General features: G+C 66.5%; 21 protein-coding genes. 3 read left to right on the top strand and 18 right to left on the bottom strand.

Annotation, left to right across the window (positions count from 1 at the left end; all coding sequences use genetic code 11):
• The first annotated feature begins 35 nt into the window (after positions 1 to 35).
• A complete protein-coding gene (locus PFY01_RS14495; protein WP_271041805.1) occupies positions 36 to 446 on the top strand; it encodes a very short patch repair endonuclease in 411 nt (136 codons plus the stop codon).
• Here the strand turns inward: PFY01_RS14495 and PFY01_RS14490 are convergent.
• The 5 genes from PFY01_RS14490 to PFY01_RS14470 form a co-directional block, all read right to left on the bottom strand.
• A complete protein-coding gene (locus PFY01_RS14490) occupies positions 443 to 2,329 on the bottom strand; it encodes an ATP-binding protein (RefSeq protein ID WP_271041804.1) in 1,887 nt (628 codons plus the stop codon). The genes PFY01_RS14495 and PFY01_RS14490 overlap by 4 nt on opposite strands.
• Positions 2,330 to 2,399: 70 nt before the next feature.
• Positions 2,400 to 3,446, bottom strand: coding sequence for a quinone-dependent dihydroorotate dehydrogenase (locus tag PFY01_RS14485; RefSeq protein WP_271041803.1), 1,047 nt, complete (start codon positions 3,444 to 3,446; stop codon positions 2,400 to 2,402).
• Complete coding sequence (locus PFY01_RS14480; RefSeq protein ID WP_271041802.1) at positions 3,443 to 3,787, bottom strand: DUF952 domain-containing protein; 345 nt, start codon at positions 3,785 to 3,787, stop codon at positions 3,443 to 3,445. The genes PFY01_RS14485 and PFY01_RS14480 overlap by 4 nt, the downstream gene beginning before the upstream one ends.
• Complete coding sequence (locus PFY01_RS14475) at positions 3,784 to 4,293, bottom strand: SixA phosphatase family protein (RefSeq protein ID WP_271041801.1); 510 nt, start codon at positions 4,291 to 4,293, stop codon at positions 3,784 to 3,786. Before PFY01_RS14475 ends, PFY01_RS14480 begins: the two co-directional genes overlap by 4 nt.
• 60 nt (positions 4,294 to 4,353) lie before the next feature.
• Positions 4,354 to 5,097, bottom strand: a complete 744-nt coding sequence (locus PFY01_RS14470) for a class I SAM-dependent methyltransferase (RefSeq protein ID WP_271041800.1) — start codon at positions 5,095 to 5,097, stop codon at positions 4,354 to 4,356.
• A 46-nt stretch (positions 5,098 to 5,143) separates the two neighbouring features.
• On the opposite strand from PFY01_RS14470, the gene gloB reads away from it, so the two are divergent.
• Positions 5,144 to 5,872 carry a hydroxyacylglutathione hydrolase gene (gloB, locus tag PFY01_RS14465; RefSeq protein ID WP_271041799.1) on the top strand — a complete coding sequence of 243 codons (729 nt, stop codon included), beginning with the start codon at positions 5,144 to 5,146 and terminating at the stop codon, positions 5,870 to 5,872.
• Here the strand turns inward: gloB and PFY01_RS14460 are convergent.
• From PFY01_RS14460 to PFY01_RS14430, 7 genes are all read right to left on the bottom strand, one after another.
• Positions 5,869 to 6,585, bottom strand: a complete 717-nt coding sequence (locus tag PFY01_RS14460; protein ID WP_271043074.1) for a DUF4908 domain-containing protein — start codon at positions 6,583 to 6,585, stop codon at positions 5,869 to 5,871. The two genes, gloB and PFY01_RS14460, sit on opposite strands and share 4 nt — an antisense overlap.
• 100 nt (positions 6,586 to 6,685) lie before the next feature.
• Entirely contained in the window at positions 6,686 to 7,411 is a 726-nt protein-coding gene (gene phbB / locus PFY01_RS14455) for an acetoacetyl-CoA reductase (protein WP_066549787.1), read from the bottom strand.
• 143 nt (positions 7,412 to 7,554) lie between these two features.
• Positions 7,555 to 8,616, bottom strand: a complete 1,062-nt coding sequence (locus PFY01_RS14450) for an NAD(P)-dependent alcohol dehydrogenase (RefSeq protein WP_066549790.1) — start codon at positions 8,614 to 8,616, stop codon at positions 7,555 to 7,557.
• Between the two features lie 77 nt (positions 8,617 to 8,693).
• On the bottom strand, positions 8,694 to 9,443 hold the full coding sequence (locus PFY01_RS14445) for a DUF72 domain-containing protein (RefSeq protein ID WP_271041798.1): 750 nt from the start codon (positions 9,441 to 9,443) through the stop codon (positions 8,694 to 8,696).
• The gene (locus tag PFY01_RS14440) at positions 9,440 to 9,760 is read right to left on the bottom strand and encodes a type II toxin-antitoxin system RelE/ParE family toxin (protein ID WP_271041797.1); all 321 of its coding nucleotides are present in this window, start codon (positions 9,758 to 9,760) and stop codon (positions 9,440 to 9,442) included. Before PFY01_RS14440 ends, PFY01_RS14445 begins: the two co-directional genes overlap by 4 nt.
• Entirely contained in the window at positions 9,760 to 10,005 is a 246-nt protein-coding gene (locus tag PFY01_RS14435; protein ID WP_045809783.1) for a type II toxin-antitoxin system ParD family antitoxin, read from the bottom strand. Before PFY01_RS14435 ends, PFY01_RS14440 begins: the two co-directional genes overlap by 1 nt.
• A gap of 54 nt (positions 10,006 to 10,059) precedes the next feature.
• The gene (locus tag PFY01_RS14430; protein WP_271041796.1) at positions 10,060 to 11,631 is read right to left on the bottom strand and encodes an ATP-binding protein; all 1,572 of its coding nucleotides are present in this window, start codon (positions 11,629 to 11,631) and stop codon (positions 10,060 to 10,062) included.
• A 112-nt stretch (positions 11,632 to 11,743) separates the two neighbouring features.
• Between PFY01_RS14430 and PFY01_RS14425 the strand changes: the two genes are divergently transcribed.
• Positions 11,744 to 12,481, top strand: coding sequence for a hypothetical protein (locus PFY01_RS14425; RefSeq protein ID WP_271041795.1), 738 nt, complete (start codon positions 11,744 to 11,746; stop codon positions 12,479 to 12,481).
• Here the strand turns inward: PFY01_RS14425 and PFY01_RS14420 are convergent.
• The 6 genes from PFY01_RS14420 to PFY01_RS14395 all read right to left on the bottom strand — a co-directional run bounded on the left by PFY01_RS14420 (position 12,478) and on the right by PFY01_RS14395 (position 18,359).
• Entirely contained in the window at positions 12,478 to 13,839 is a 1,362-nt protein-coding gene (locus PFY01_RS14420) for a glutamate--cysteine ligase (protein WP_271041794.1), read from the bottom strand. The genes PFY01_RS14425 and PFY01_RS14420 overlap by 4 nt on opposite strands.
• A 201-nt stretch (positions 13,840 to 14,040) precedes the next feature.
• Positions 14,041 to 14,760: a 16S rRNA (uracil(1498)-N(3))-methyltransferase gene (locus PFY01_RS14415; protein ID WP_271041793.1), complete on the bottom strand. Its 720-nt coding sequence runs from the start codon at positions 14,758 to 14,760 to the stop codon at positions 14,041 to 14,043.
• Positions 14,757 to 15,017 carry a Txe/YoeB family addiction module toxin gene (locus PFY01_RS14410; RefSeq protein WP_271041792.1) on the bottom strand — a complete coding sequence of 87 codons (261 nt, stop codon included), beginning with the start codon at positions 15,015 to 15,017 and terminating at the stop codon, positions 14,757 to 14,759. Before PFY01_RS14410 ends, PFY01_RS14415 begins: the two co-directional genes overlap by 4 nt.
• Positions 15,014 to 15,271, bottom strand: a complete 258-nt coding sequence (locus PFY01_RS14405) for a type II toxin-antitoxin system Phd/YefM family antitoxin (RefSeq protein WP_271041791.1) — start codon at positions 15,269 to 15,271, stop codon at positions 15,014 to 15,016. The genes PFY01_RS14410 and PFY01_RS14405 overlap by 4 nt, the downstream gene beginning before the upstream one ends.
• A 43-nt stretch (positions 15,272 to 15,314) precedes the next feature.
• Positions 15,315 to 16,478: an acyl-CoA dehydrogenase family protein gene (locus PFY01_RS14400; protein WP_055806174.1), complete on the bottom strand. Its 1,164-nt coding sequence runs from the start codon at positions 16,476 to 16,478 to the stop codon at positions 15,315 to 15,317.
• Between the two features lie 96 nt (positions 16,479 to 16,574).
• Entirely contained in the window at positions 16,575 to 18,359 is a 1,785-nt protein-coding gene (locus tag PFY01_RS14395) for an acyl-CoA dehydrogenase C-terminal domain-containing protein (protein WP_174085315.1), read from the bottom strand.
• Positions 18,360 to 18,362 lie beyond the last annotated feature (3 nt).

Here is an 18,362-nt window from a genome sequence, read left to right as displayed (position 1 = left end):
ACGCTACCGCTTCGCCACTTGAGCGTGGATTGATCGTGAACACGGATGTGTTCAGCCCCGAGAAGCGCAGCGCCGTGATGCGTCGCGTGAAGGGGCGGGATACGTCGCCGGAACTGGCCGTGCGCAGAATCCTGCGTGCGGCCGGGATCGGCTATCGGCTGGGCGGCATGGGTCTGCCGGGCCGTCCGGATGTGGTGATGAAGGGCCGCAAGGTCGCCCTGTTCGTCCACGGCTGCTTCTGGCACGGCCATGATTGCGCCCGTGGATCACGCCAGCCCAAGACCAACGCCGATTACTGGATCGCCAAGATCAGCCGAAACCGCGCGCGCGACGCTGCCGCTGTTCAGGCGCTGGAGGCGTCAGGCTGGCGCGTGGTAATCGTCTGGGAATGCGAGATGAAACAGCCTGATTTCGCCGCGCGCCTTATCACGGCCGTCCGGGGTTAGGCGGCCTCGGTCGCGGCCTGAGCGGCGGTGTCGTTCAGGACGTGCTGCAAGGCGCCGATCAGGGCGGGCGGCGTCAGGGGCTTGGAGACGAAATAGGCCATGCCGGCCGCCTGACAGGCCGCGACGTCCTCGGGCGCGGTGTCGGCGGTGACGGCGACGACCGGGGTGGCGGCGTTGGGTCCGCCGCCGGCGCGCAGGCGACGCGTCGTCTCTCTCCCGTCCAGCTCGGGCATCCGGACATCCATGAAGATGACGTCGAAGACCGCCTCCTGACAGCGTTCCAGCGCGATCAAGCCGTCGGCGGCGGTCGTGATCTCGCAGCCCAGCGGCTGAAGGATCAGCTGCACCGCGCGGCGGTTGATGTCGTGATCGTCCACGACCAGCAGGCGCAGCGGCTGGTCTTCGGCCTCGTCGGCGGCCGCAGGGGGCGCAGCCACCGGCTCGGGCTCAGGCGCGGGCGAAGGGGCGACGGCCGCGGGCTGGGGCGTGGGCGCGACCGAGGGCGTCAGCGAGCGGGCGATATCCAGGCGGCTTTCATCGACGACCTCGACGATCTGCGCCGCCTCGTCGCCGCGCGGCAGGATCAGGGAGACGGTGAAGCGCGAACCCTGACCCGGCGCGCTGCGCACGGTCAGTCGGCCGCCCATCAGGTCGATCAAGTTGCGGCTGATCGCCAGACCCAGGCCCGAGCCGCCGTAGCGGGCGGAGACGCCGTCGGCGGTCTGGTCGAACGGGGTGAACAGGCGGGCCAATTGGTCGCTCGTCATGCCCGGTCCCGTGTCCACGATTTCGAACAGCAGGGCGTATCCCGACGGCTCCTCGGGCCAGGCCTGGACCCGCAGGGTGATCTGGCCCTGCTCGGTGAACTTCATAGCGTTGGACATCAGGTTGTTCAGCACCTGACGGATGCGCATGACGTCGCCCTTGACGTGGCGCGGCATGGCCGAGGCGCCCTCGATGCGCAGCTTCAGCCCCTTGGCGTCGGCGACGCCGCGCCACAGCATCAGGGTCTGGGCCAGCATTTGCCGCAGGTCGAAGTCCTTGGCCTCAACCGTCATTCGCCCGGCGCCGATCCGGGTGTGGTCCAGCAGGTCGTCCAGCAGGGCCTTCATCATCAGGCCGGCGTCGGTGATCAGATTGGCGCTGTTGCGCGACTGGGCGTCGGGCGCGCGAAACTCGGCGGCGCCGGCCAGGATCGCGCCGATCGGGGTGCGCAGGTCATGGCCGATGGCGGCCAGGAAGGTGGTGTGGTCGGCCAGGCTGCGCTCGGCCCTGAGACGGGAATCCTCGGCCAAAGCGTGGGCGCGGACGACGGTGACGCTGGCCTCGACCATGCGCTGACCGGTGATGGCGACATAGAAGGTGAACAGCACCACGGCCGCTGCGGCCGACATGACCAGCGGGCCGGGCGCGTGCAGCGCATAGACGAAGAAGGGTGTCGCCAGCAGGAAGCCGACCTGCGGCGCGAGGCCGGCGATCATCACGGCCTGGCATCGGGTGGCGTTCACGATCGCCGTCAGCATGACCGCAGTCAGCATCAGGACGGCGCAGACGCCGCCAATCGCACCGCCGATCCACCAGAGGACTAGGGAAAGCGAGGAGAAGACCGTCGAATTGGCGAAGACGACGGCTAGGATCGCCAGCTTGCGTCCCGTGGACAGCTCGTCGGGCGATTTCAGGATCGGTCGATAGACGACCACTTCCATGGCCTGGACCGCCATATACAGCACGACCCAGCCGAAGGTGAACCGCACCCCGACCATCGGCGTCACCACCAGGGCGACAGCCGCCGCCGCCACGAGCCGTTGCACCGCAGCGGCCGAGCGTTGGCGAACGGCGGCGGTCCAGCTGCTTTCAGCGATATCGACGGCGGTCGATTTCATTCAGGCTCTCGGATGACGAACGCAGATCGCTCGCATCGGTCACCCTAGACGTGTCGACACTAACGCTCCGTCAACGGGGCGCGCCGACCGCGTCTGCTACTGAGGAAAAACCGTCGGCGCGAAGGCGAGCGGCCAGGTCACGCTTGATACGGGCGACCAGGCCCGGCCCCTCGTAGATCAGGGCGGAATAGATCTGGACCGCCGATGCCCCCAGGCGAATGCGGGCATAGGCCTCGGCCCCGCTGTCGATGCCGCCGACGGCGATCAGCGGCAGACGGCCGGCTGCGGCCTCGGCCGCCGCGCGCAGGGCCTTTTCCGCGAAGGGACGAATGGGCGCGCCGGACAGGCCGCCGGTCTCGTGGGCGTCCGGCGAGCGCAGGGTCTCGGGGCGCTCCAGCGTAGTGTTGGACACGATCAGACCGTCGATCCGATGGGCCAGCGAGGCCTCGACGATCATGCCGATCTCGTCGGCGATCAGATCGGGCGCGATCTTCAGAAAGACGGGCACGCGGTCAGGTGCGGCAGCCGGCCGGGCGGCGTTGATGCGACCCAGAAGGTCGTCCAACTGCTCGCGGCCCTGTAGCGCGCGCAGGCCCGGCGTATTGGGCGAGGAGATGTTGACGGTGAAGTAGGCGGCGCGGCCGGCGAGGCGTTGCAGACCGGCGACATAGTCAGTCGCCTTGTCCTCGGTGTCCTTGTTGGCCCCCAGATTGGCGCCGACCACGACGCCCGTCGGGCGCTGGTCCAGCCGCTCGGCGAAGGCGTCTAGCCCGGCGTTGTTGAACCCCATCCGGTTGATGATCGCCCGGTCCTCGCTGAGGCGGAACAGGCGCGGCTTGGGATTGCCGGGCTGGGGTCGGGGCGTGACCGAGCCGCATTCGACGAAGCCGAAGCCGAGGCGCGACAGGCCGCGCAGGGCCTCGCCGTTCTTGTCCAGACCCGCCGCCAGACCGACCGGATTGGGCAGGTCCAGCCCCGCCAGCTGTGTTCTCAGGATCGGATCGTCCGCAGGCGGCGTCGGCAATGGAGCCAGCGCCAGCCCCTTGATCGCCAACTGATGCGCCTGCTCCGGATCGAGCCGACGCAGCAGGGCGGCGCCCACATCAGCCAGACTCATCGGTCGTCCTCGAACGCCATCTCGCCCTCGGCCGTGACCGAGAAGGCGCGCGAGGCCGTGACGGCGCCGACGGGCAGGGGGGCGTAGAGATGCGGGAACAGATCGCCGCCGCGCGACGGTTCCCAGATCAGGTCGTCGCCGAACCCGCTGAGATCGACGGTCAGCAGCAGCAGGTCGCCGCGCCCGGCGAAATGCCGTCGCGCAGTCTCGGCCAACTGCGCCTCGGTCGACATATGGATGTAGCCGTCGGCCAGATCGACGGGTGCGCCGTCGTATCGGCCCTCGGCGACGGCGGCGCGCCATTCGGCGGCGTCGACGATCTTGTAGGCGATGTCGGTCATGCGGATGGCGCGCCCAGCGAGCGCGGCGTCAGGAAGCCTTCGTAGGTGCAGCGCCCCGCGACATCGACGCTGAACAGGGCGGCGGCGCCGGTCGGGAAGCCGGCCGACAGCGTGTCCACCACGGCCGGCGAGGCGGCGCTTTCGATCAGATATTCGGCCGCCAGGACGTGGATGCCCGGATTGTGGGCCAGGATCAGCAGGCAGCCCGCCTCGTCCTCGCTGGCCTCGACGAAGCGGCGGATCACGTCGGAGGGAGCGTTGTAGAGGGCGTCCTCGTCGCGGACTTCCACATCGCCGAAGGCGTCGTGCATCTGCTCCCAGGTCTGGCGGGTGCGCACGGCGGTGGACACCAGGGCAAGGTCCGGCTTAAGGCCCCGCTCGGCCAGGGCGCGCCCCATCAGCAGAGCCTCGGCGCGGCCGCCGGCGGACAGGGGGCGGGCTTCGTCGCCGCCGGAGGGCGCGGAGGCTTCGGCCTGGGCGTGCCGCATCAGGATCAGTCGGTGCATGGCCTTCGCCATAAGGCGGTTTCGCCCGGCCCGCCAGATGGGGCGACGGTCAACTCGCCGTCAGTCGCGATGTTCGCCTCGCGAAGAGACGGAGGCGGCGGGTTGGGGCGCCAGGACGGGGGCGGCGACGCGCTGGGCATGGCCGCTGGGGCGGATGCGGGCGTAGCTGTGGCGCGAGGCCTCCAGCAGGATCAGCCCGGCGGTTCCGGGAAACACCCGGCGACCGACTTGTTCGAAACCGTCAGCCAGAGGCAGCATCGGCCCCCAAGGCGGGACATAAAGCGTCTGGGACCAGGCCATCGGTTCCAGCCCGACATCGCGCACCAGCCGTTCCAACTGGCGCCGGGTGAAGGGGCGGCCGTGACCAAAGGGGGTGTTGTCCGCTCGCGCCCACAGGCCGCCGCGCGCCGCCGCCGCCAGGATGATGCGCCCGGTCGGCGAAAGCGCGCGCACCGCTTCCATCAGCAAGGCGGCGGGATCGTCGGCCTCTTCCAGGGCGTGAACCAGCAGGATGCGGTCGAACGCTCCGGCGGGGAAGGGCAGGCGGCGATCATCCACCAGCAGGGTGCGGTTGCGACCGACCGTCGGCCAATGCTCGACGCCTTGCCCGCCCGGCATGGCCGCGACGACGCGCCGCGCGCCGACGAAGGCGTCCAGCCAAGGGGTGGCGTAACCGACGCCCAGCACGTCGCAATCGGCCGCCTCGCCCCAGGCGTCGTCCAACCGTCGCGCCACCAGCCGTCGCGCCAACGCGCCGGTCGGCTCGCCGTAGAAGGTTCGAAGCTCGTCGATGCTGCGCCGCATGAGCCCACTATAGGCCTGTCGGCGGCCCTGCTGCTAGGATGGGCGCATGACCCTGGATGTGCATCTGTTTCCCTGCCGCAGCGACAACTACGGCTTTCTGATCCGCGACGCCGCGACCGGCGTGGTCGCGGCGGTCGATACGCCGGACGCGGCGCGCATTCTGGAGGAGCTGGAAGGCCTGGGCTGGGGGCGTCTGGACCTGATCCTGAACACCCACTGGCACCCCGATCACACCGAGGGCAACGCGCGGCTGAAGGCCGACTGGGCTTGCGATATCATCGGGCCGGAAGAGGTGCGAAAGGTCGCGCCGCTGGACCGGGTGATCGCTGACGGCGATGTGGTGATGGTGGGCGAGACGCGGTTCGAGGTCACCGAAACGCCCGGCCACACCCTCGGCCATGTGGTGTTTCATGCGCCGGCGGACGGCTTGGCCTTTACCGGCGACACCCTGTTCGCCCTGGGCTGCGGCCGGTTGTTCGAGGGCACGCCCGAGCAGATGTTCGAGAGCCTGCAGCGGCTGAAGGCCTGGCCCGACCAGACCGTGATCTGGTGCGCGCACGAATATACGGCGTCAAACGCGCGCTTCACCCTGAGCCTGGATGACCGGCCAGAAGTCGCCGCCCATGCCGAGGCGATCTTCGCGGCGCGCGCGCGCGGCGAGCCGACCGTGCCGACGATGCTGGGGGTGGAGAAGCGGTTCAATCCGTTCCTGACCGCCACGGATGCGGATCAGTTCGCCGCGCGCCGGGCGGCCAAGGACAGCTTCCAGGGCTAGCGGTTCAGGGCGTCCCCGCCCACGACCCGCACGATGCGGGCCGAAGACGGGCGGCCGGCGATGCCGGCGTCGGCGTCGATGACGATCCGCAGCGTGCCCTGGATCAGGCTGACGCCGGGACGCCCCTGATCGGACACCACGACGCGGCGCACCCGCTCGACCTGAGCGCGCAGGTTGGAGGACCGCGCCATGCGCACGATGGCGTCGCTGGCGGCCGAGACGGTGTCCGCGGCGACCTGTTCCGAGCCGGGCTGGATATCCACGTCGATGACGATCAGCCGGCCCATCGCCGTGCTGGCGCGGTAGCTCTGGCGCATGAAATATTCGACAAGCTGAGCGCCCGTCATGGCCGCGCTGGCCAGGCCCTGCGCTTCGCCGACGCGCGAGGCGGGCGAGCCTTGGGGCGTCGCGGTCGTATACAAGGTGACGGCGCCGTCGGGCGTGACGCGCAGCACCTGATCGCCGTTGTCGTTGCGATAGATGATGTCGCCACGCGGGGCGGGCGTGGGCCGCAAGACCCAGACCTCGGTCGAGCGTTCCAAGCGCATCAAGGGGCGCGAGCCGGACGTGTCCAGAATGAAACCCTGGCCGCTGCTGCTGACGTAGCGGGCGGTCGGCGGCACGGTCCGGCGGGACTGGGCGTGGCTTTCGGACGGGAAGACCACGGGCGCGACGACGCCCACGCCGATGACCGCGATGACGGCGACCGCCATCGCGGTCACGCGTGGCGATTTTTTCGCCCTGACCGATCCCAACAACTTCATGACAGACTTGATGAAACCCGCGCGCGGCGGATTTTGGGCGAAGCCCGCCTCAACCCACCAGGTACTGACCGCCGTTCAGCGACAGTGTGCAGCCTGTGACATATCCGGCACGCTCGCCCACCAGCCAGGACACCATGTCGGCGATCTCTTCGCCCTTGCCCAGGCGGCCGACGGGGATGTGGCTGATGATGCCCTCCAGCACCTTGGGGTCCATGGCGCCAACCATTTCGGTGTCGATATAGCCGGGCGCGATGCAGTTCACCGTCACGCCCTTGCGCGCATTCTCCAGAGCCAGCGCCTTGGTGAAGCCGATCATCCCGGCCTTGGCGGCGGAATAGTTGGTCTGGCCGATCTGACCCTTCTGACCGTTGATCGAGGAAATGTTGACGATGCGCCCGTGGCCCCGGTCGCGCATGCCGTTGATGACCTGGCGCGTCATGTTGAAGACGCTGTCCATGTTGACGCGGATCACGTCGGACCACTGGTCGTGACTCATCTTGTGGAAGAAGCCGTCGCGGGTGATGCCGGCGTTGTTGACCAGGATGTCGATGGGACCGAGCTGATCCTCGACCTCCTTCACCGCGCGGGCGCAGTCGTCGAAGCTGCCGACGTTGCCTTTGACCACCATGACGTCCAGCGCGTCGGCGATGGCCCTGGCCGCCTCGTCGTTGCCGGAATAGCCGGCGGCGACCTTGAAGCCGTCCTCGTGAAGGCGCTGAACGATCGCCTTGCCGATGCCCCGGGTCCCGCCCGTCACGAAAGCTACGCGCGCCATATCGTCTCCTGTCCCTATGCAGACCCTTAGAAGGCCTTGTCGGAGTTCAGGATTAACGTGCGAGCGCTAGCGCGCAAGGCGAGAATCTGACGCGACGGAAGTTTCATGCCTCCGTCGCGTTTCGTTGATCTTCGTCCCGGCGATCAGGCGGCCAGCTTTTCCATATCGATGACGAAGCGATAGCGGACGTCGGATTTCAGCATCCGCTCATAGGCGTCGTTGATCTGATCCGGAGCGATCGTCTCGATGTCGCAGGCGATGCCGTGCTCGGCGCAGAAGTCCAGCATCTCCTGCGTTTCGCGAATGCCGCCGATCAACGAGCCGGCGATGCGGCGACGACGCCACAGCAGGGGCAGGGCGAAGACCGGCAGGCCCTCGGTGGTCAGGCCCAGCATGATCATGGTGCCGTCGCGCGCCAGCAGCTGAATGTGGCTGGCGATCTCGTGCGTGGCCGAGACGGTATTGATGATCAGGTCGAACTTCTCGGCCGCCGCCTTCATCGCATCCTTGTCGGAGTTGATCAGGAAGTGTTTGGCGCCCATTCGTTCGGCGTCGGCCTTCTTGCGGTCCGAGGTGGACAGGACGGTGACCTCCGCCCCCATCGCCGCCGCCAGCTTGACGGCCATATGGCCCAGACCGCCCAGGCCGATGACCGCGACCTTGGAACCGGGTCCCACGCCCCACTCCTTCAGCGGCGAATAGGTGGTGATGCCGGCGCACAGCAGGGGGGCGGCGACGTCGAGCGCCAGACTGTCGGGGATGGACAGGACGAAATGCTGATCGACGGTGATGTGGTCGGAATAGCCGCCCTGGGTGATGGCTTCCGACGTGCCGCCCTTCTTGTCCTTGCCGCCGTAGGTGCCGGTGAAGCCGGGGATGCAATATTGTTCGACGCCTTCCTGGCAGGAGGCGCATTCACGGCAGCTGTCGACCATGCAACCGACGCCGACGCGGTCGCCTTCCTTGAAGCGGGTGACGTTCGATCCGACCGCCTTGACCACGCCCGCGATCTCATGACCCGGCACCAAGGGGAAGGCTGTGCCGCCCGTCTCGCCGCGCGCGGCATGCAGGTCGGAGTGGCAGACGCCGCAATATTTGATGTCGATCAGCACATCGTCCGGACCCGGATCACGCCGCTCGAAGCTGTAGGGCGTCAGCGGCTTGTCGGCGGCGGTCGCGGCGAAGGCGCGTGTGGCGATCGGCATGGGAAAAGTCCTTCAGGCTTTGCAGTGAGCCGGCCTCAGATGAGAGGGCGGCCGCGGGTCCGCAAGCGTACGGACCGCTATTTCAGCTTGGCGATCAGCGCCTGAGCCGCCGCCGGGTTCCGCACCTTCGCGCCCGAGATGAAATAGGCGAAGACCTCGCCGCGTTTAGCCCAGGTTTTCGCTTGATCCGCCACCGCATTCAGCTCGGTCGCCGTCATGCCGGTCGGCTCATCCTCGCGGCTGGACATCAGCCGGGCGTAGCTGAAGTCGGCGGTCGCCTCGTCGATCTGGGGCCAGGTCGGCTCCTCGTCATCGACCGCATAGACGATGGCCGCGCCGTATTTGCGGGCCAGGTCATAGAATTGTTCGGTGGCGAAGGTCGGGTTGCGAACCTCCAGCGCGTGCCGCAGCCGCACTCCGTCTTTCTCCCTGGGCAACAGCTTCAGGAATCCCTCGAAGTCCTCGACATCGAACTTCTTCGTGCCCATGAACTGCCAGTTGATTGGCCCCAGCTTGTCGCCCAGTTCGGTCAGGCCTTGGCTCAGGAATTTGTCGAAGCTCTCGGCGCCCTCGGACAGCACCTTGCGATTGGTGCAATAGCGGCTGGCCTTGACCGAGAAGACGAAGCCGTCCGGCGTCTCGTCGCGCCATTTCTTCCAGCTGTCAGGCTTGAAGGTCGAATAATAGGTGCCGTTGATCTCAATCGAGGTCAGTTTCGACGCCGCATATTCCAGCTCGCGCTTCTGAACCAAGCCTTCAGGATAGAAGACCCCGCGCCAAGGCTCATAAGTCCAGCCGCCGATGCCGACATGGATGGAATGGGTCATGGTTCGCTCCGTTCGTCGCTCGATCCGACGCCTGGCGCGTCGGACTGCCAGTCCTCAAGCGCGTGCCGAATGCGTCGAACGAACATGTCCGCATCGTCGATTCGATAGAGAATGGCGTGGCTTTTGTAGAAGATCACATGGGCGTCCGCGCTCAACTCCGGTCGAGCCGCCCCAAGACGTGGAAAATCGGCAAGCAAGTCCAGTTTCGCGAACAGACCCTCGATATAGTCATCGGCCTGACGGCTCCCGAACAGCTCGAGGCCTTGCAGATAGACCTGCTGCAAGTCCGCCCGCGCCGCGCGGCTTAGGCGGAGCATCAAGAGGCGCGACGCAACTGGGCGCGCAGTTCCTCGATCACTTCACGTGGCGACTGGTCGGAAACACCGGAGGCGTCGGCCTCGACGATCAGCCTTTGCCAATGCGCGATCTTCTCGGCCTTGACCTGCTCGCGGCGGATCAGGTCGCGCACCACGTCCGACGTATTGGCGTAGCGCCCGGATTTCGCCTGTTCCTCGACCCAGGCCTTCATCGGATCGGGCAGGGAGATGTTCATCGTCGCCATGGTCGGCCTCCTCTCAAGGAGAATGGGCACTTGGCAAACTTTGTCAACGTCGGATCAGGACGCGGTCGCCGCCTGGATGCCGGCAAGCAGGCTGGCGGCGGTGATGGGCTTGGGGACGTGCAGGTCGGCGCCGGCATCGCGCGCCTGGTCGCGGTGCTCGATCATGGCGTTGGCGCTCAGCATGATGATCGGCGTGCGGGCCTGTTCTGGGCGGGCGGCCTCTACCCTGCGAATGGCGCGGGTGGCGGTCAGGCCGTCCATGCCCGGCATCTGCATGTCCATCAGAATCAGATCGAAGGTCTCGGACTGGAAGGCGGCCAGGGCCTGTTCGCCATCTGCGACGGTGACGACCTGCATGGCGTGCGCCGCCAGGATCAACTGCACGACGCGCTGGTTGACCGGGTGATCCTCGGCCAGCAGCACGCGCAGGGGCGCCAGGGGGCGGTTGGCCTCGGCCGAACGCGCGCGTCGTTGGGCATCGTGTTCGGTCAGGGAGGCGGCGCGCGTCAGGGGGATCTCGACGGTGAACTGGCTGCCGACGCCCGACGTGGAGGCTGCGGAAATCCGCCCGCCCATCAGTTCGACCAGCGAACGACAGATCGACAGGCCCAGGCCCGTGCCGCCGAACCGGCGCGTGATGGTGCTGTCGGCCTGGCTGAACCGATCGAATAGCCGGGCCGCGTGGTCGGAAGAAAAGCCGACGCCGGTATCCTCGACCCGCAGCGTCAGCTGGGTCAGGCCGTCGGAATCCTCGTCCACAGCAAGGGCGACGCCGACCGAGCCCTGATGGGTGAACTTGATGGCGTTGGACAGCAGATTGTCGAGCACCTGACGGATGCGGGTGCTGTCGCCGACGAACATTCCGCGCGCATCGGCGTCGCGGCGGATGTCGAAGGTCAGTCCCTTGGCCTCGGCCTTCAACCGCATGACGTCCAGCGGGGCGGCGATGGCCTCGTCCAGATCGAAAGGCCGGCTTTCCAGGTCCAGATGCCCGGCCTCGATCTTGGACACATCCAGAATGTCGGACACCAGCCGTTCCAACGTCACGCCGGATCGTGCGATCAGGGCCACCATCTCGGCCTGCTCGGGCGTCAGCTCGGTGCGCGACAGGGCGTCGACGATGCCGATCACGCCGTTCAGGGGCGTGCGGATCTCATGGCTCATATTGGCCAGGAAGTCGGATTTGGCGCGGTTGGCGGCCTCGGCGGCGGCGGTGGCCTCGCGCAGGGCGCGTTCGGCGGCGACCTTTTCGGTCACGTCGCGGGCGATGCCATAGATGCGGTCGCCCTGACGATGGGCGCGCCATTCGACGGTGACGTAATGACCAGCCTTGTGGCGATAGCGGTTGACCTGACCCAGGACTGGATCGCCCGGCCGCCGGTTTTCGACCTCGACGATGCTCTGGCGGGTGGCGGCATGGTCGTCCGGGTGGATCAGCCGCAACAGGCCTTGGCCTTCGATCTCGTCGGGGCGATAGCCCAGCATGGTGAACCAGGAGGCGCTGGCCTTGACCACGCGCCCATCCAGCTCGCGCACCACCAGCAGATCCAGCGACACATCGAAGAAGGTGTCCAGATCGACATCGGCTGTGGGGAAGGCCAGGGCCGCAACGGGCGAACAGGTCATTGCGCACTCTCTCGAACTGAGACCCATGTTACGGCGCATCGGTTAAGCTCGCCTTTGCAAAGGATCGAAAAGAGCCGATGGCGTCGTGCGCCGTGTCGGTTAGGAACAACTCATGATCTTGCTTCTCGCCGCGATCGCCATGCTCCAATCCCCGCTATCAGGGGACGGAATCGAACCCCTGACCCTGGCCGAGGATCGGGCCTGTACGGACGACGGGGCTCAGTGTGTCGGTCTGACGCAGCAGACGCGTGACGGCGAGCCGGTCTTCACCCCGGTCGTCCGTGCGCCAGACGCCCTGCCGGCCGCGCCGCAAGAGGCGTCGGGCGAGGTGGAAATTTACAAGCCATGGAATGGCCTGATCCGGCTGTCGGACGGCGGGTTTCTGGCCGGGGTCGAGATGGAGAGCCGCAGCATGTATTCCGGCGGCGGCGGACAGGCGACCGAGTTGCGACTCTATCGGCTGGATGCGGACGGCGAGGCCGGCGCCGCGCCGGTGCTGACCGTGCCGATCCAGGGTTCGCTGATGATCCGGGCCTGTTTCAGCGAGGAGGACATGACCCAGCGCGCCGGCGCCTGTCATGACGAATACAGTTTCGCGGCGACCCTGACCGCGAGCGACGCGGCGGACGCGATGCCGGTCCTGACCTATGAGACGACGGCGACGGCCTATCCGCGCGGCGCCTCGCGATCCGAGGATTCGTTGGAGAAGCCGCCGCTGAAGCGCGCCGACCTGGTCACCGCACGCGATCCGAAATGCAGCTTTACCCGGCGGTTCGCCTTCGACGCCAACGCAGGCGAATACCGGCCGGACACCCCGCTGCCCGACTGCTCGGACTACACAACGCCCTAGTAGGCGAAATCGGCGTAGATGCGTTTCACGTCGCCCTGCCAGGCGCCGTGATACAGGTCCAGCAGGCGTTCGGCCGGGGTGATCCCGCTGTCGGCGATGTCTTCCAGTTCCGACAGGTAGCCGCGCTCATCCACCATGCCGCCCGAGAATTTGGCGCGGTTCTTCAGCCCCTGTTTGGCGATGTTCACCAGGTCCACGGCGATGTCGCGCACCGATCGGCCCGCCACCTCGGCTTTCAGACCCAGGCGGGTCACGTCGCGGCGCAGGCGTTCGTGGTCGGCGATGTCCCAGTCCTTGACCAGGTCCCAGGCGGCGGCCAGCGACGGCGCGTCATACAGAACCCCGGCCCACAGGGCGGGCAGGGCGCAAATCCGGCTCCACGGCCCGCCGTCGGCGCCGCGCATTTCCAGATAGGCCTTCAGCCGCACCTCGGGGAAGAGGGTAGTCAGGTGGTCGTTCCAGTCCTTCAGGGTCGGATACTGGCCGGGCAGGGCGGGCAGTTTGCCGGCCTGGAAATCGCGGAACGACTGGCCCGAGGCGTCGACATAATGGCCGTCGCGCTTGGCGAAATACATCGGCGTGTCCAACGCATAGTCGGCGTAGCGCTCGAAGCCGAATCCTTCCTCGAACACGAAGCCCAGCATGCCGGTGCGGTCGGCGTCGGTGTCGGTCCAGACGTTGGCCCGGGCCGACAGGAACCCGTTAGGCCGTCCCTCGGTGAAGGGTGAGCAGGCGAACAGGGCGGTGGCGATGGGTTGCAGCGCCAGGGAGGTGCGGAACTTCATCACCATGTCGGCTTCGGAATCGAAGTCCAGGTTCGCCTGGATGGTGCAGGTGCGCAGCATCATGTCCAGGCCCAGGGTGCCGACCTTGGGCATATAGGCGCGCATGATGTCGTAGCGGCCCTTGGGCATGACCGGCACCTGTTCGCGCGTCCACAGCGGGTCGAAGCCGGCGCCCAGGAAGCCGACGCCGATCTGGTCTGCGACCTGCTTGACCTCCATCAGATGCTGGCCGGTCTCGTTGCAGATGTCGTGGATGGTCAGAAGCGGCGCACCCGACAGCTCGAACTGACCGCCGGGCTCCAGGCTGACTGAGGCGACGAAGCCTTCGCTGTTCCTGCGCTCCAGTCCGATCAGAAAGCCGTTTTCCTCGACGGGCGACCATCCGAAGCGTTGCAGCCCCTCCAGCATCGCCTTGATGCCGTTCGGTCCGTCATAGGCGGGGCGCGCCAGTGTGGTCTTGTCGAAGCCGAACTTCTCGTGCTCGGCGCCGATGCGCCACTGGTCCTTGGGCTTGATCCCCTTGGACATGGCCTCGATCAGAGCGTCTCTGGAAAGCGGCGCGTTCTCGGCCATCTGTAACCCCTGCTGTCGCGGCTAGATGGCGGCTAAAGCCAAGTTCCTCAAGGGGTGGAATGAAATCCGCTCGTCCCCGCGAAAGCGGGGATCCAGTTTTTCGCCGCGCGAACGTCCGAGATGGCCGCAGGCGCATGATGTTGATGGTCATCGCACAAAGCCCTGGGTCCCCGCTTTCGCGGGGATGAGCGGGATTAAAAGTTAGCGTTCCCAATCACCGACGGCCGCCTGCCACAGGGTCATGGCGGCGATGGCGGCGGTGTCGGCGCGCAGGATGCGCGGGCCCAGCGACACGGCGGTGGTGAAGGGCAGGGACCGCAGCCGCTTGCCCTCTTCCGGCGAGAACCCGCCTTCCGGCCCGATCAGGATGGACCAGGGGCCTTCGCCTGCGTCGTGCAGGGACGAGACGGCGGGCGCCCCGCCCGTCTCGTCGCAGAACATCAGCCGGCGTCCGGTTTCCCAGCCGTCCAGCAGGGCGTCCAGCTTGATCGGATCATCGACGGCGGGCACGTCCATCCGCCCGGTCTGTTCGGCGGCCTCTTCGGCGATGGCGTCCAGCCGGTCCAGGCGGATGCGGTCGGCGTTGGTGCGTTTCGTCAGGACCAGTCGTACCCGGCGCGCGCCCAGCTCGGCGGCCTTCTCCACAATGGTCTCGACGCGAGCCTTCTTCACCACCGCCACGATCAGTTCCAGATCGGGACCAAAGGTCTGGGGTCGCACCTGTTCCTCGGCGCGCAGGATCACGCCCTTCTTCAGCACTTCCGCGACCGTGCAACGCCACTCCCCGTCGCGCCCGTTGAACACCAGCAGGTCGTCCCCGACCTTCAAGCGCATGACCTGGGTCAGATAGCGCGACTGGTCCAAGGTGGGCGGGACGGGAGCGGCGGCGGCGAGCGGCGATGTGACGTAAAGGCGGATCATCGGTCGTAGTGATAGCGGCATTGGGCGATCAAAAGCGCATCGTCCGTCACGCGATAGACGAGCCGATGTTCCCGGTCGATGCGTCGCGACCACCATCCCGCAAAATCGCCCTTCAAGGGTTCTGGCTTTCCAGTCCCGGAAAAAGGCGTCCGCTGGCATTCCATGATCAGCCGATTGAGCTTTCGCAGCATCTTTCGATCATGGTCTTGCCAGTGAAGGTAATCCTCCCACCCGTAGGTCTGGAAGGTCAGCTTCATTCTTCGATCAGTTCGCGAACCTGACCGCCGCCCTCATCGAGTTCGGCGATCGCTTCACGCAACCGCGCGGCGTTCGCCGGGCTGCGCAGCAGATACTCCGTCTCCTGCCACGAGGCGAAGTCCTCCAGCGACATCAGCACCGCCGCCGGCTTACCGCCTTCGCGTGTGATGATGGTATAGTCATGATCCGCCGTCACCCGGTCGATGGCCGCGGCGAGGTTCTTGCGGAGTTCGGTGACGGACATCGCATTCATGGCCCAAATGTACAGAATTCTGTACATTTGGGCAAGCGGGCTGTCAGAGCGTCCGCGCGATCAGCAGTTTCATGATCTCGTTGGTGCCGCCGTAGATGCGTTGGACGCGGGCGTCCTTGTACAGCTGGGCGATGGGATATTCGTTCATATAGCCATAGCCGCCGTGGAGCTGGAGCATCTCGTCGATGGTCTCGCCCTGGATGTCGGTGACCCAGTATTTGGCCATGGAGGCGGTGGCGGCATCGAGTTTCCCCTGCAGATGCAGGCCGATGCAGTGGTCGGTGAAGACCTTGGCGACGGTCAGCTTGGTCTTGACCTCGGCGAGCTTGAACTGGGTGTTCTGGAAGTCGATGACCCGCTTGCCGAACGCCTTGCGCTCCTTGACGTAGGCGAGGGTCGCCTCAAGGCCGCGCTCGGCTGCGGCGACGCCCTGGACGGCGATGTTCAGCCGCTCCTGGGGCAGCTGCTGCATCAGCTGGACGAAGCCCTGGCCTTCGGTCCCGCCGATGATGTTGTCGCCGGGGACCTTCACGTCGTTAAAGAACAGTTCGGAGGTGTCGTTGGCCTCCATGCCGATCTTATGCAGGTTGCGACCACGCTCGAACCCTTCCGCGCCATCGGTTTCCACCACGATCAGCGAGGTGCCCTTGGCGCCCTCGGCCGGATCGGTCTTGGCGACCACGATCAGGAAGTTGGCCAGCTGGCCGTTGGTGATGAAGGTCTTGGAGCCGTTGACGACATAGCCGTTGCCCGACTTGACCGCCGTCGTCTTGACGCCTTGCAGGTCCGAGCCGGCGCCCGGTTCGGTCATGGCGATGGCGCCGACCAGTTCGCCCGATTGCAGGCGCGGCAGCCAGCGCTGCTTCTGCTCCTCGGTGCCGTAATGCCAGATGTAGGGCATGACGATCGCATTGTGCAGCGAGATGCCGAAGTGGTCCGCGCCCTTCCAGCCCAGCTGACGCATCAGGACGACCTCGTGCCGATAGTCGCCGCCGAAGCCGCCGTCCTCTTCCGGCAGCGACAGGCCCAGCAGACCCGCCTCGCCCGCGTCGTTCCACAGCTGACGCGGCACCGAGGAGTCGGCGATCCACTGCTGCACCTTCTCAAGCGGCGCGTGCTCGTCGATCCATTTGCCGACGCTGTCGGAGAAGAGGGTGATCTCTTCTTCACGCATGAAATCGGGATCGGGGCTGCCCAGCACGTTCATCGGTTTCGTCCCTGAGGTTCGCGGGCTTTTGCCCGTCTGGTCGGTAAGAAAAACGGGCCGGCGAGATCGCCGACCCGTTTCGTCGTCAGTTTGAGATCAGAACGCCTCGGCCGGCATGGCCATCAGCACGTCGGCGCCGGTCTTCATCTTCTTCAGATGGGCTTCGGCGTCGGGCAGGATGCGCTCGACGAAGTAGCGGCCGGTCTGAAGCTTGGTGGCGTAGTAGGGGTCGGTCGAACCGGCCTCGACCTGGGCTTGAGCCACCTTGGCCATCTGCGCCCACATATAGGCCAGAGCCGTCAGGCCGAAGACGTTCAGATAGTCGGTCGATGCGGCGCCGGCGTTGTCCGGATTGGCCATGCCGTTTTGCATCAGCCACATGGTGCCGTCCTGCAGCTTGGCCTTGGCGTCGGCCAGGCCGTCGACGAAGGGCTTGATCGCCTCATTGCCGCTGTTCTCGGCGACGAAGGCGTCGATCTCGCCGAACCAGGTCATGATGGCGCGACCGCCGTTGGCGGGCAGCTTGCGGCCGACCAGATCCAGCGCCTGGATGCCGTTGGTGCCCTCGTAGATCATGGTGATGCGGGCGTCGCGCAGATACTGCGAGGCGGTGAAGTGTTCGGTGTAGCCAGAACCGCCGTGCACCTGCATGCCCAAAGACGCGACATGGAAGCCCTTGTCGGTCAAATAGGCCTTCAGCACCGGCGTCAGCAGGCCCATGTAATCCTTGGCCTTCTGGGCCACGGCCGCGTCCTCGGACTTCTCCAGATCGGCGTGAAGCGCGGTCCACAGGATGAAGGCCTGGCCGCCTTCGACGAAGGCCTTGGATTCCAGCAGCATGCGGCGCACGTCGGGATGGACCATGATGCTGTCTGCCGGGCCGTCCGGGTTCTTCGGTCCGGTCAGCGAACGGCCTTGCAGGCGGTCCTTGGCGAACTCGACGGCGGCCTGATAGGCGGCGGTGCCGATGGCCAGGCCTTGCAGGCCGGTGCCGAGGCGGGCCTCGTTCATCACGACGAACATATTGTTCATGCCGCGGCCTTCTTCGCCGATCAGCCAGCCCTTGGCGCCGTCATACTGCATGACCGCCGTAGCGTTGCCGTGGATGCCCATCTTGTGCTCGAGGCCGGCGCATTCCAGGCTGTTGCGCTCGCCCAGCGAGCCGTCCTCATTGACCAGGAACTTTGGCACGACGAACAGCGACAGGCCCTTGATGCCCGGAACCGCGCCTTCGACGCGGGCCAGCACCGTGTGGATGATGTTGTCGGCGAAGTCGTGCTCGCCCGCCGAGATCCAGATCTTCTGGCCGGTGATCGAATAGGAGCCGTCGCCGTTCGGCACGGCCTTGGTGCGCACCATGCCCAGATCCGTGCCGCACTGCGGCTCGGTCAGGTTCATCGTGCCCGACCATTCGCCGGTCGCCATCTTGGGCAGATACTTCTGCTTCAGCTCTTCGGAGGCATTGGCGTGGATGCCGGCATAGGCGCCGGCCGTCAGGCCCGGATACATCGAAAAGGCGGCCGAGGCGCCGGCCGTCATCTGACCGAAGGCCGAGGCCACCACGCTGGGCATGCCCTGACCGCCGTACGCCGGGTCGGCGGCCAGCGCCATCCAGCCGGCTTCGGACATGGCCTTATAGGCTTCCTTCCAGCCCTTGGGTCCCGTCACCACGCCGCCCTCGGCCCAGTGACAGCCTTCCTTGTCGCCCGGATTGTTGATCGGGGCGATGACCTCGTCGGCGAACTTGGCGCCTTCTTCCAGGATCTGGCTGACCAGATCCGAAGAGACGTCCTGGAAGCCCGGCTGGTTGGTGTAGCGGTCGATCTCCAGCACTTCATTCAGGATGAAGGTGAAGTCGCGGACAGGCGCCTTGTAGGCCATGGA

It is taken from the genome of Brevundimonas vesicularis (assembly GCF_027886425.1).
GTDB classification, from domain to species: Bacteria; Pseudomonadota; Alphaproteobacteria; order Caulobacterales; family Caulobacteraceae; genus Brevundimonas; species Brevundimonas vesicularis_C.
The sequence above is the reverse complement of the archived record's forward strand: the minus strand, read 5'-3'. Positions and strand labels throughout refer to the sequence as shown.